Origin of the sequence: Sulfitobacter sp. CW3 (assembly GCF_019392245.1) — a bacterium.
In the GTDB taxonomy this organism is placed as follows: Bacteria; Pseudomonadota; Alphaproteobacteria; order Rhodobacterales; family Rhodobacteraceae; genus Sulfitobacter.
Map to the genome: position 1 here is coordinate 399419 of NZ_JAHXRL010000003.1, position 11927 is coordinate 411345.

Annotated in this window: 13 protein-coding genes; 8 read left to right on the top strand and 5 right to left on the bottom strand. The window is 56.7% G+C overall.

From position 1 onward, the window contains the following. Positions 1-99: 99 nt before the first annotated feature. Entirely contained in the window at positions 100-1212 is a 1113-nt protein-coding gene (locus KZZ06_RS08895) for a class I SAM-dependent RNA methyltransferase (protein WP_219579674.1), read from the top strand. 70 nt (positions 1213-1282) lie between these two features. Here KZZ06_RS08895 and KZZ06_RS08900 read toward each other — a convergent pair whose 3' ends face one another. The 3 genes from KZZ06_RS08900 to fabA form a co-directional block, all read right to left on the bottom strand. Continuing rightward, positions 1283-2074: an enoyl-ACP reductase gene (locus KZZ06_RS08900; protein ID WP_219579675.1), complete on the bottom strand. Its 792-nt coding sequence runs from the start codon at positions 2072-2074 to the stop codon at positions 1283-1285. Between the two features lie 9 nt (positions 2075-2083). After that, the gene (gene fabB, locus KZZ06_RS08905) at positions 2084-3313 is read right to left on the bottom strand and encodes a beta-ketoacyl-ACP synthase I (protein ID WP_219579676.1); all 1230 of its coding nucleotides are present in this window, start codon (positions 3311-3313) and stop codon (positions 2084-2086) included. 126 nt (positions 3314-3439) lie between these two features. Further along, entirely contained in the window at positions 3440-3949 is a 510-nt protein-coding gene (gene fabA / locus KZZ06_RS08910; RefSeq protein ID WP_093915627.1) for a bifunctional 3-hydroxydecanoyl-ACP dehydratase/trans-2-decenoyl-ACP isomerase, read from the bottom strand. Positions 3950-4110: 161 nt separating this feature from the next. Here fabA and irr point away from each other — a divergent pair, with 161 nt between their 5' ends. Both irr and KZZ06_RS08920 read left to right on the top strand, forming a co-directional pair. Then, complete coding sequence (irr, locus tag KZZ06_RS08915; protein ID WP_219579677.1) at positions 4111-4530, top strand: Fur family transcriptional regulator Irr; 420 nt, start codon at positions 4111-4113, stop codon at positions 4528-4530. A 61-nt stretch (positions 4531-4591) separates the two neighbouring features. Further along, positions 4592-5380 (top strand): phytanoyl-CoA dioxygenase family protein, encoded by a 789-nt coding sequence (locus tag KZZ06_RS08920; protein WP_219579678.1) that lies wholly within the window; start codon positions 4592-4594, stop codon positions 5378-5380. Between the two features lie 129 nt (positions 5381-5509). On the opposite strand, the gene KZZ06_RS08925 is transcribed toward KZZ06_RS08920, so the two are convergent. Next, positions 5510-6451: a hypothetical protein gene (locus KZZ06_RS08925; RefSeq protein ID WP_219579679.1), complete on the bottom strand. Its 942-nt coding sequence runs from the start codon at positions 6449-6451 to the stop codon at positions 5510-5512. A 277-nt stretch (positions 6452-6728) separates the two neighbouring features. Further along, positions 6729-7598 (bottom strand): hypothetical protein, encoded by an 870-nt coding sequence (locus KZZ06_RS08930; RefSeq protein WP_219579680.1) that lies wholly within the window; start codon positions 7596-7598, stop codon positions 6729-6731. Between the two features lie 114 nt (positions 7599-7712). On the opposite strand from KZZ06_RS08930, the gene miaB reads away from it, so the two are divergent. The 5 genes from miaB (at position 7713) to ybeY (ending at position 11900) form a co-directional block, all read left to right on the top strand. Beyond that, positions 7713-9032 carry a tRNA (N6-isopentenyl adenosine(37)-C2)-methylthiotransferase MiaB gene (miaB, locus tag KZZ06_RS08935; RefSeq protein ID WP_219579681.1) on the top strand — a complete coding sequence of 440 codons (1320 nt, stop codon included), beginning with the start codon at positions 7713-7715 and terminating at the stop codon, positions 9030-9032. Positions 9033-9271: 239 nt separating this feature from the next. Continuing rightward, positions 9272-9847: an OmpA family protein gene (locus KZZ06_RS08940; protein WP_219579682.1), complete on the top strand. Its 576-nt coding sequence runs from the start codon at positions 9272-9274 to the stop codon at positions 9845-9847. A gap of 21 nt (positions 9848-9868) precedes the next feature. Further along, positions 9869-10177: a hypothetical protein gene (locus KZZ06_RS08945; RefSeq protein ID WP_257884266.1), complete on the top strand. Its 309-nt coding sequence runs from the start codon at positions 9869-9871 to the stop codon at positions 10175-10177. Between the two features lie 144 nt (positions 10178-10321). Next, a complete protein-coding gene (locus KZZ06_RS08950; RefSeq protein ID WP_219579911.1) occupies positions 10322-11314 on the top strand; it encodes a PhoH family protein in 993 nt (330 codons plus the stop codon). A gap of 70 nt (positions 11315-11384) precedes the next feature. After that, on the top strand, positions 11385-11900 hold the full coding sequence (gene ybeY / locus KZZ06_RS08955) for an rRNA maturation RNase YbeY (protein WP_219579684.1): 516 nt from the start codon (positions 11385-11387) through the stop codon (positions 11898-11900). Positions 11901-11927 lie beyond the last annotated feature (27 nt).

An 11927-nucleotide genomic window follows, 5' to 3' on the forward strand; every position in this document is an offset into this window, starting at 1 on the left:
TCCGGACCGGAGTTTTCGAAAACTCCGGCACCAGCCGATAGCGGCACCGTTCAAAAGAATCCGCTCGAATAGCGCGGCGTTGCACAGTAAGCAGCGTCTATGAACTCAGATAACAGCTTTGATATATTCCTCGTTGCGACACCGGGCCTAGAAGACATGCTTCTGGCCGAAGTCGTCGAAAAAGGCTTTGCCAACGCGACCTTGTCACCCGGCGGCATCACGGTGCAGGGCGGCTGGCCCGAGGTCTGGCGCGCCAATCTGGAATTGCGCGGCGCATCCCGCGTGTTGGCGCGGATCGGATCGTTCATGGCGTTCCATCTGGCGCAGCTTGATAAACGCGCACGCAAATTCCCCTGGGGGGATGTGCTGCGCGCCGATGTGCCCCTGCGCGTTCAGGTCACAACCAAAGCGTCGAAAATCTACCATGCAGGTGCGGCCACCCAGCGGATTGAAACCGCCTTGCGCGAAAGCCTTGGCGCGACGATCTCACCCGAGGCGGCACTGGTTCTCAAGGTGCGCATCGATGACAACGTGGTGACAATCAGCCTCGATACGTCGGGTGAATCCCTGCACAAACGGGGCCACAAAGAAGCCGTCGGCAAAGCACCGATGCGCGAAACCCTCGCATCCTTGCTGCTGCGGCAAGCAGGCTACTCCGGCACGGAAACGGTCGTGGACCCCATGTGCGGTTCTGGCACCTTCGCGATCGAGGCAGCAGAGATCGCCATGGGCCTGAACCCGGGCCGCTCGCGCAGCTTTGCCTTTGAAAGCCTTGCCAGTTTTGACCCGCAGGCGTGGAATGAAATGCGCGCCAAACCTTCACAGGCAACCGACCTTCGTTTTTACGGATCTGACCGCGATGCGGGTGCCATCAGGATGAGCACCGCCAACGCCGAACGGGCAGGGGTGGCCGATATCACCCAATTTGAAAATCATGCCGCGGGCGAACTGACCCCGCCCGACGGGCCACCGGGCCTCGTGATCGTGAACCCTCCCTATGGTGGGCGCATCGGGAATAAAAAACTGCTCTATCCGCTTTATGGCACGCTGGGCCAAACGCTGTTGACCCGTTTCAAGGGCTGGCGCGTCGGCCTTGTCACCTCCGAGCCGCCATTGGCCAAAGCAACCGGCCTGCCATGGAAAGCCCAAGGCCCTGCGATTGCCCATGGTGGCATGAAGGTCTGGTTCTACCAAACCCCACCCCTGCGCTAAGCGCGGCATCATATTTCCAAATGGTCTAAAATCCCGGGGTCCGGGGCAGCGCCCCGGTCCACCAGTAACGTCAAAGATGCTCGGCTTGCGGCATCCCCAGCACGTGAAACCCGCCATCGACGCGAATGATCTCGCCGGTGGTGCAGGCCCCCGCATCCGACGCCAGATACACGGCCGTGCCACCCACTGCTTCCAAGGTTGCATTCGCACGCAATGGTGCATTCTGGTCGGTGTGCTTGTAGGTCTTGCGCGCCCCGCCAATTGCGGCACCGGCAAGGGTTTTCATCGGGCCGGGGCTGATCGCGTTAACGCGGATGCCTTCGGGGCCCAGATCATTGGCCAGATACCGCGTCGCCGATTCCAGCGCGGCCTTGGCCACGCCCATGACGTTGTAATTTGGAACAACGCGGTTTGACCCCTGATAGGTCAGCGTCATCAAGGTGCCGCCATTTTCCACCATCAACGGGTGGGCGCGGCGGGCGATCTCGATGAACGAATAGGCCGAGATATCCAGCGAATGTTTGAAATTCGCACGCGACGTGTTCAGGAAACGGCCCGTCAGCTCGGATTTGTCGGAAAACGCGATGGCGTGGACGACAAAATCAATTGTGGGCCAGCGTGCGCCAAGCTGTTCGAATGCGGCATCCAAGGACGCATCATCGGTCACATCCACGTCTACCATGAAATCCGACCCGACACTTTCGGCCAGCGGTTTCAGGCGCGTGCCAAAGGCATCGCCCTGATAGGTGAACGCCAGTTCGGCACCGGCTTCGGCCATTGCTTTTGCAATACCCCAAGCGATGGAGCGTTCGTTCGCGACACCCATGATCAGGCCGCGTTTTCCCTTAAGTAGATCTGACATGTGCTGTCCTTACTCTTTGAACTTGGAAAGGATCATCGACCCGTTGGTGCCGCCAAATCCGAATGAATTGGTCATCACGGAATCCAGCCCTGCATTGTCAACCCGCTCCAGCGCGATCTCGGAGGCGTCCAGTTTGGGGTCAAGATCGACCACATTGATGGATTTCGCGATAAAGTCATGCTTGAGCATCAGCAAACAGAACACCGCTTCAAGGGCACCGGCGGCACCTTGGGCGTGGCCCGTCATGGATTTGGTTGAACTGACAGGCGGTGTGCTGCCCTGGCCAAAGACGCGGCGGACCGCTTCGATCTCGCCCACATCGCCCACCGGTGTCGATGTGCCATGCGCGTTGATATAACCGACCTTGCGGCCTTCGGGCAGGGATTGCAGTGCCAGACGCATGGCGCGTTCGCCGCCTTCGCCAGAAGGTGCCACCATGTCGTGGCCGTCGGATGTGGCCGCGTATCCGGTCACTTCGGCATAGATCGTGGCACCGCGCGCCTTGGCGTGTTCCAATTCCTCAAGTACCAGCATGCCGCCGCCGCCCGAGATGACGAACCCGTCGCGGTTGGCGTCAAAGGCGCGGCTCGCGGTTTCGGGGGCGTCGTTATATTTGCTGCTCATCGCGCCCATGGCGTCGAACAGACAGGACAATGTCCAATCCAGTTCCTCGCCGCCGCCTGCGAACATCACGTCCTGCTTGCCCATCATGATCTGCTCGGCTGCGTTGCCGATGCAGTGCAGGGATGTGGAACAGGCGCTGGTGATGGAATAGTTGATGCCTTTGATCTTGAACGCCGTGCTCAGGTTGGCACTCACGGTCGAGGACATGCATTTCGGAACCGCGAATGGCCCGATCCGTTTGGTAGCACCAGTGTCACGCACCACGTTATGCGCGGTGAACAGCGCTGATGTCGATGGCCCGCCGGAACCAGCTACAAGCCCGGTACGCGGGTTGCTGATCTGGTCTTCGCTCAGGCCTGCGTCGGCGATCGCTTGGGCCATCGCGATATAGGCATAGGCCGCACCGCCGCCCATAAAGCGCAATGCGCGTTTGTCGATGTGGTCTGCCACGTCGATCTTAAGCGTGCCTGCAACACGGCTGCGAAACCCGTGTTCGGACATCTCGGGGCTTGCAACGATCCCGCTGGTCCCTGCCTTGAGCGATGCAAGCACCTCTTCAGCGTTGTTTCCGATGGATGAGACAATCCCCAACCCTGTGACGACGACGCGGCGCATGGCACACTCCCTTGATCTTACCGGGTTTTCAACCCTGTTTCAGCGGCCGCCGTGCAGATGGTAGAGCATGGCGGCTTTGTTTCCCGTTTGCCGCTAATGGGGCGACAAATCAAGCCATCTGTCCGATCAGCTTTCGGACAGTGCGACCTTCATGTCTTTGACCATATAGATCACTTCGCCATCTGCCTCGACGATACCATCGGCCACACCCATGGTCAGGCGGCGGGTCTGGATCGCTTTGGTGAAATCAATCTTGTAGGTCAGCATCTTGCGGTCGGGACGTACCATGCCGGTCAGTTTGACCTCGCCCACGCCCAAGGCATAGCCGCGTCCCTGCCAGCCGCGCCAGCCAAGGTTAAAGCCCGTCAACTGCCACAAGCCGTCAAGACCCAGACAGCCGGGCATGATCGGGTTGCCGGGAAAGTGACAATCGAAAAACCACAGATCTGGCGTGATGTCGAATTCAGCAGTGATATGGCCCTTGCCATGCGCGCCGCCATCGGCGGACACATCCGTGATCCGGTCCATCATCAGCATCGGCGGGGCAGGAAGTTGCGCGTTCCCGGGGCCAAAAAGTTCACCGCGGGCGCATTTCAGCAATGCCTCTTTGTCGAAGCTGGTGGGGTAATCGGCCATAATTCTGCGGCTCCTGCTGGCTATAATCAAAGTCGCGTTTGGTCTAGCATTGTGCCAGCTATGCCTGCAAGGGTTGTAGCAACATGGCCATTTCGGGTTTTTGTTTGAAAAGAGGGTGGTTTGCGCATTATATACATCCTTGAACAGACAATGAGTATGTAATGAACAAAGCGATGCAAGAGACCAGTTCGAAATGGCTCGCCACGGCGGGCCTGCGTCCGACCCGGCAGCGCATGACGTTGGCACAGTTGCTTGTGGGCGACGGTCATCATCGCCATGTCACAGCAGAAAGCCTGTTTGACGCGGCCAAAGGGCAGGGCGCTGCGGTGTCGCTGGCCACGGTATACAACACGTTGCGCGCGTTTTGCGAAGCGGGTTTGCTGCAAGAAGTCACCGTTGACGGATCGAAAAGCTATTTCGACACCAACACCCACGATCACCCCCATTTCTTTTGGGAGGACGAGGCGCGGCTGACCGATGCACCGTCTGACCAGTTGGTGATCGCGCAATTGCCTGACGCACCCGAAGGTGCCGAAATTGCTTCGGTCGATGTTGTGATCCGGTTGCGCCGCAAAGGCTAAACCGCTGGACGGTCGCTGCGGCTCTGCTTAGGCTTGGGCAAAACAGCAGCGGGGCGGGCAAATGCATCCTTTAGTTTCTCAAGACGATATCGACAGCTACCAGCGTGACGGCGTGGTTCTGATCAAGGGGCTGTTCGCAGATCATGTGGACGCCTTGCGCGCGGGCATCGCACGCAACATGGAGAACCCCGGCCCCTATGCATCGAACAACGACAAGGCGGGCGAAACCGGTCGCTTTTTCGACGATTACTGCAATTGGGAACGCATTCCAGAATTCGCGCAGGTCATTCGTGGGTCTGATGTGGCACAGGTGGCTGCCGATCTGATGCAAAGCAAAACGGTGCAGCTGTTTCACGATCATGTGCTGGTCAAGGAACCGGGTACCTCCATGGCAACCCCGTGGCATCAGGACGGGCCGTATTATTTCGTCGAAGGGCGGCAGAACGTCAGCTTCTGGTCGCCGCTTGATCCCGTGACAGACGCCACGTTGCGCTGCGTCGCCGGATCGCATCTGTGGGAAAAACCGGTGCTGCCAACGCGGTGGGTCAAGGGCGACGCGTTTTTTGACCCCGCGCCCTATATGCCTGTCCCTGATCCCGATGCCGAGGCAATGGATATCCGCGAATGGCAGATGGAGCCGGGGGACGCAGTGGCGTTCAACTTTGGCATCCTGCACGGCGCGCGCGGCAACCAGTCAACAACCCGCAGACGTGCCTTTTCGCTGCGGCTGCTGGGCGACGACGCAACCTATACCGAGCGCCCCGGCCCCACGTCGCCGCCCTTTCCGGGGCATGACATGGTGCAGGGCCAGCGGCTGAGGGAAGATTGGTTTCCGATGTTGATGGGGTGAAGGGGGGCGGGCTTACCGGCTGTTCGCTTCATACGTGTCAAATGGGTCTGTAGTGTCGATATCCGACCTTCGGGGCCAAAGCAGAAGAGCAGTACCTTCCGGTTAAGAAAGAGCGCAGGGCTGGCGAAGTTATATTCCATCGCTGCCATCATCGCGTGGCTGCGCTGCTCCAATCCTGAACGGAATGCCACTTGAGGAACAGATGACTCTAAGAGTTTCTAAATCTACCTTTTCATGAGGGTACTCAGCTGAAATTTGCGGGAAACCTTCTCCGAATTCGGCTCGGCAAGCCTGAACGAATTCCTCAAACACCATAGGAAGAAGCTCTAAGGTCTCGTCGACCTGTTCAACTACATCAGTTATTATAATGTTTAAGTTGGCTGCGCGGCGATTATAGCCATCTTCGAACTCTTTAGGAATGGCATCATTGGCGACGTCACCGTCTAGCTTACCTTCATGACCGGGAAGTTGATGGATCCATTCTTCAAAGGCGGTTCTTTCGTTAGAGTGAAAGGTCATTAAATGCGTCGCATTTAATGTTCTGCGATAAAGAAGCATGATCTGCCCCATTAAATCGAATTTTTGCTGTTCGATAAGAAAAGACATTTCCGACGGGTTAACAATTTCGGGCGTGAAGTCTTTACCTTGTGTAGGTCTAATTATTTGAAAAGGCTCACTTTCAAAGCCGTCAAGGGCAGCTTGTTTGAATTGTTTGGAAAGATGTCGTTCTAACCCGGCAAGCAGTTCACCGTAATTTAAAATTTTGAAAGCTACCGTCAGCGCCTTTCCTTGAGCCTGATCCCGTCTCTCGAGCCGGAGTCGCTCCATGTCGGTCTTGGCTGATTTCGACAACGTCCACCTTGCAACCAAAAAAGACAACGCAGCTGCCAACAGAGTCACAAGAAACTGCGTTAGTGCGGCAACCCAGCTAATAGAACTTTCGGGCGGAAGCGCGACTGGAAGGATGGTAAGGCAGTCAGACGCTCCTACCCAAAATCTGTCAAAACAGTTTGAAAAAATGTAGAAACCCTTCATTCTAAAATTACTATTATTAAATTGTGCCAGCCCCATTTCACATGCTTTAGGCACTATGTTTAGCCCTACGCAAGTGGATGAACAAGGTCGGGCACGAAACCCTGTAAATCATCCCCTCTATATCAATTCGCAGCGGGCAAAGTTGGAAACAATTACAATACTCCCGCTTAGCAAACTCAATTTTGGAGCAGAGCGCAGCGTTACAGTCCTTCAAGTCATTATGTACATAGTGCAGCATTGAACATGATGAGCTCGACCCAGACATTGGGTACTCTTACGTTTGACCTTCACCACCACCCCACACACTCCCCACTCAAAACCACTGCCCCGGTTCAATCAGCCCCAAGTCCAGCAACTGACGTGAATGCCATTCAAAGGCGGCGGAGTTGTGCCATTTGAAGGTTTGGATATCGAACGTGCTGCCGGGGTTCTTTTTCAGGGCTTTGGCTGTGCGGAACGAGCAGATGGCGGCGGTGATATTGTGGTGCCACGGGCAGGAATAGGTGTTGTATTCCTCGTCGTTAAAGGTGTGATCGGCGCGGATGCGCAGGCCGGGTTTGGCGCGGAATAGCGAAATGCGGTCGATCTTGCGGCGCGCGGGGGGCACGTGTTCCTCAAAGCGCCAGCGCAATCCGCCAAAGAAATCCAGTTGGCGATCTTTGGGGTGGTTCGACGGCGTGCCATCGGGGCGGGCCTGCGCGTAATAGCCCGACCGGTCCAGATGGGCGCAATCCAGCGACACGGCGTCGGGTTGGGCCGTCAGATCATCGGCATATAGGTCGATCACATAGGACAGCATCGCATCGCGGCGTTCTTCGCTGTGAAAGGCGAGCATCTCAATGATGTTGCGGGTCTCGCAAAACGGATAGAACAGGTATTCGGCGTTGTAGCAGTAATACAGCCATTGGCCGCTGGTGGCCTCAATCATGCGGTTGATCACCGTCTCCATCGCGTGGTCTTGGGCCATGGAATAATCCACCCTGATCACCAGCTCTTCGACGTCGCGGGCCAGTTCAAAGGCCGCGGGCATGAAAGCGATAACTGTGGCAAAACCCAATTGATGGTGGTGGCGCAGGGCGGTGTCGACCTCGACATCATCTTCGACCAGAACCATCGCAATCGGCCCGAGGGCCAGCGCGTCTTTGCCATCGGTCAGAAAATGATCAAGGCTGCGATAGTGCATGGGGACCTATTCGTTTATGCGACCCTCTTTAAATCAGCCAAATCGGCACGCATTGCAAGAGAACGCTGGCGCTGCTAGACCGCGATTTTGCACATCGTAACAACGGACCTTGCCATGACCGCGCCAAAAAAGCTGTTCATCAAAACCTATGGGTGCCAGATGAACGTTTACGACAGTGAACGCATGGCCGAGGCCTTGGGCGACAGCTATGTCGAGACCAAGACGGCGGATGACGCTGATATGATCTTGCTTAATACCTGCCACATCCGTGAAAAAGCCGCCGAAAAGGTGTATTCTGAACTTGGTCGTTTGAAGCCGCTTAAGGCGTTGAACCCCGATCTGAAAATCGGTGTTGCCGGCTGCGTCGCCCAGGCCGAAGGGGCCGAGATCATGCGCCGCCAGCCCGCCGTCGATCTGGTGGTCGGGCCGCAATCCTATCATCGGCTCCCCGCGATGGAGGCCCGCGTGCGCAGTGGTCAAACCGCGCTGGACACGGATTTCCCCGAGGAAGACAAATTCGAAAAGATGAAAGGCCGCGGCAAAGCAGTTCGTGCGCCTTCGGCATTTCTGACCGTGCAGGAAGGCTGCGATAAATTCTGCGCCTTTTGCGTTGTTCCCTATACCCGTGGTGCCGAAGTATCGCGCCCCGCCACCCGCGTGCTGACCGAAGCGCGCGAGCTGGTGGAAAACGGCGTGCGCGAGATCACCCTGCTGGGCCAGAACGTCAACGCCTATCACGGTGCCGGATCCGAGGGTGCGGATTACACGCTGGCCCGCCTGATCCGCGAGCTGGCCAAAGTCGACGGGTTGGAGCGTATCCGCTATACCACCAGCCACCCCAACGACATGGATGACGCGCTGATCGCCGCCCATGGCGAGGTCGACAAGCTGATGCCCTATCTACACCTGCCCGTGCAATCGGGGTCAGACCGCATTCTGAAACGGATGAACCGCAGCCACACCGCCGACAGCTATCTGCGTCTGATCGAACGTATCCGCGACGCGCGGCCAGATATTGTGATGTCGGGTGATTTCATCGTGGGCTTCCCCGAAGAAACCGATGCCGATTTCGAGGCGACGATGGATTTGGTCCGCGAGGTCAAATACGGCTATGCCTATTCGTTTAAATATTCGACCCGTCCAGGCACCCCTGCGGCAGAGCGCGAACTGGTGGACGCCGCCGTCGCGGATGAGCGTTTGCAGCGCCTGCAAGGGCTGATCACGGAACAGCAACGCAGCATTCAAAATTCAATGGTCGGGCGCGACCTGTCGGTTCTGGTCGAAAAATCCGGGCGCGAAGCAGGGCAGATGGTCGGCAAATCAGAGTATCTGCATTCGGTTCATATCGATGATGCCACTGCCAAAGTCGGCGAAGTGGCCCGTGTAAGAATCGTCGATGCAAAAACCAATTCCCTAACGGCGGTTGAGCGGTAGCTCTTGCGTATTGTCAGCAGTTTTGTGGTAAATCCTGCATATAAGATGGCATTGTAACGCTACAGCATGAAATTTGGCCAAACATGGCCCCAATATGGCACAGCTAGCGGTTTTCAGACTTCACAGGCTCAGTTTTACCTCCTATCCTCACCATATATTGCGAGGGGCCCTGCTGTGCTGCGCAGCGATGGTATTTTCGCCAAAGTATAAGTTGAAGAATAAGATAGGGAACGAGGGCTGTGTTAAACACAATTTCCAAAGCACTTCGGCTGTTCGCGGGGGCACTTGTTGCCGCGACATTCGTATTTCAGGCATCTGCTGCTGATGCACAAACAAGATCACAAATGGGCCGTGACAAGGGCCAGTATATCCCCGGAATTTGGGTCGATCCCGATGGCTGTGAACATTGGGCTATGGATGATGGTGCCGAAGGGTACATGACGCCCCACGTGACCCGTCAGGGCATTCCGGTTTGTCGCCGCGGAAACGTTTGCGGTGTCATGAACACCGATCAGTTTTTCGCGACCGACAGCTACCGCATCAACGCCCCGGGCAAGCAACGTCTGGCGCAGTTTTTCCAATCCACTGGTGCGATTTCCTATATCATCACGGGCCACACAGACAGCCGCGCTTCGGATGAATATAACATGCGTCTTTCGCTGAACCGGGCAAATGCCGTTGCAGCGGTCGCGACGCAATCGGGCGTGCGGATCGCAGATGTTCGTGGTTACGGCGAACGTATGCCTGCTGCATCGAACGGGTCCGCCGCAGGCATGGGCAAGAACCGCCGCGTCGAGATTATCTGCATTCGCTAAGAGGACATGAACGTGCTTAAAATGAAAATTATATTGGTCACCGCCTGTGCTCTTAGCCTGACAGCATGCGCTGATGCGGGGAATATCTTCGGTAAATCCGCCGACAAAAGCTATGATGGTGGCCCCGGCAGAAAAAGCCTGAGCCAGCTCAAGGCCGGTATCTGGGTTGATCCCGTGGGCTGTGATCATTGGATCATCGATGACGGCGTCGAAGGGTACCTGAGCCAACGTTTGGATAAATACGGCAAGCCGGTTTGTTCAGGCGTCGCAGAGCCGACCTTTACGGCTGGCGACTTTAGCAGTGGTGCTACGATCAGGGATCCGAACTGATTTTTTGTGCAAATACATCATTTCAGGCCGGGGCGTTCACGCTCCGGCCTTTTTTGTCTCAAACCGGGGTATTCAACCGGTCCATAAGCCCCATATAGATGAATATACACTTCAGAATAGGAACAGGCATTGACGTCCACTGATATCTCCCCCCCGTCGATCAACAGCGCGCGCTTGCTGGAATTCCAAGACAACCGTTTGCTGATTGATCTGTGCGGCGCATATGACGCGCATCTGGCTGCGATCGAAAAGTCACTCGGCGTGCAGATCGTGCGACGTGGCAATCAGCTTTCGCTCATCGGTGATGACGATACGACCGCGCGCGCCGAAACCGTGCTGAACGCGTTATATGCGCGCCTCGAAGGCGGGCGTACCGTTGAACCTGCAGATGTGGAAAGCATGCTGCGCATGGGGGATTCCGCCGCCGGCACAGGTGTGCGTGCGGGCGACCAGATCGAAATGCCGATCTTGGACGGGATCGAAATCCAGACCCGCAAGAAACGCGTCGAACCACGCACGGCTGCACAAAAGGACTATGTTCAATCTCTGTTCGATAATGAACTGGCCTTTGGCATCGGCCCTGCGGGCACCGGCAAAACCTATCTTGCCGTGGCTGTGGGCGTGTCGATGTTCATCGGTGGTCATGTCGACAAAATCATCCTGTCGCGTCCAGCGGTCGAAGCGGGCGAAAAACTGGGGTATCTGCCGGGCGACATGAAAGACAAGGTCGACCCCTACATGCAGCCGCTTTACGATGCGCTCAACGACTTCCTGCCCGGCAAACAGCTTGCCAAGCTGCTCGAGGACAAGAAAATCGAAATCGCGCCGCTTGCCTTTATGCGCGGCAGAACCCTTTCAAATGCCTTTGTGGTGTTGGACGAGGCGCAAAACGCCACCTCGATGCAGATGAAAATGTTCCTCACACGTCTGGGTGAAGGCTCGCGGATGGTGATCACCGGGGACCGCACGCAAATCGATTTGCCGCGCGGTGTCCCATCAGGCCTGCAAGATGCCGAACGGTTGCTGAAAACGATTCCCAAAATCAGCTTCAACTATTTCACCTCCAAAGACGTGGTGCGCCACCCCTTGGTGGCTGCAATCATCGAAGCCTACGAAGCAGATACCGGTCACAGCTAATGCCCGCTTTTACTTTCATTTTGCCAAATAAACTCCGGGGGTCCGGGGGCTGGCCCCCGGTCTACCCTCTATGAACACGCTCGACATCGCCGTGGAAGATCCCCGCTGGCACGATCTGGGCCTTGAAACCCTTGCCGCCCTCGCGATCACTGCGGCCCTGACGCATCTGGCCATTGATCCCGATCTGGCCGAGGTCTCCATTCTTGCCTGTGACGACGGTCGCATCGCAGACCTAAACGCCGATTTTCGCGGCAAACCGCAGCCGACAAATGTCCTCAGCTGGCCCTCCGACGAACGTGGTGCAGAGCACGACGGCGGCAATCCGCTGCCGGTTGAACCCGACTTTGACGGCGCGTTGGAACTGGGCGATATCGCGATTTCCTATGATACATGCGCGTCCGAGGCCGAAATTGCAGGGAAATCAATGGCGCACCATGTCTCGCATTTGACGGTTCACGGATTGCTTCACCTTTTGGGCTATGATCACGAGCGTGACGCGGATGCAACGCTCATGGAACGGATCGAAGTCGAAATACTTGGCAAATTGGGCATTGATGACCCATATAGAGATCACGCAAGCGCGTAGCTTGCCTTAACAAATAAAGACAGGACC

What these genes read in the sequence shown, in the direction of transcription:
- ybeY (WP_219579684.1), top strand. Translation starts at nt 11,385, where the DNA reads ATGAACACGCTCGACATCGCCGTGGAAGATCCCCGCTGGCACGATCTG.
- fabB (WP_219579676.1), bottom strand. Translation starts at nt 3,313, where the DNA reads ATGCGCCGCGTCGTCGTCACAGGGTTGGGGATTGTCTCATCCATCGGA.
- fabA (WP_093915627.1), bottom strand. Translation starts at nt 3,949, where the DNA reads ATGGCCGATTACCCCACCAGCTTCGACAAAGAGGCATTGCTGAAATGC.
- irr (WP_219579677.1), top strand. Translation starts at nt 4,111, where the DNA reads ATGAACAAAGCGATGCAAGAGACCAGTTCGAAATGGCTCGCCACGGCG.
- KZZ06_RS08895 (WP_219579674.1), top strand. Translation starts at nt 100, where the DNA reads ATGAACTCAGATAACAGCTTTGATATATTCCTCGTTGCGACACCGGGC.
- miaB (WP_219579681.1), top strand. Translation starts at nt 7,713, where the DNA reads ATGACCGCGCCAAAAAAGCTGTTCATCAAAACCTATGGGTGCCAGATG.
- KZZ06_RS08925 (WP_219579679.1), bottom strand. Translation starts at nt 6,451, where the DNA reads ATGGGGCTGGCACAATTTAATAATAGTAATTTTAGAATGAAGGGTTTC.
- KZZ06_RS08930 (WP_219579680.1), bottom strand. Translation starts at nt 7,598, where the DNA reads ATGCACTATCGCAGCCTTGATCATTTTCTGACCGATGGCAAAGACGCG.
- KZZ06_RS08900 (WP_219579675.1), bottom strand. Translation starts at nt 2,074, where the DNA reads ATGTCAGATCTACTTAAGGGAAAACGCGGCCTGATCATGGGTGTCGCG.
- KZZ06_RS08920 (WP_219579678.1), top strand. Translation starts at nt 4,592, where the DNA reads ATGCATCCTTTAGTTTCTCAAGACGATATCGACAGCTACCAGCGTGAC.
- KZZ06_RS08945 (WP_257884266.1), top strand. Translation starts at nt 9,869, where the DNA reads ATGAAAATTATATTGGTCACCGCCTGTGCTCTTAGCCTGACAGCATGC.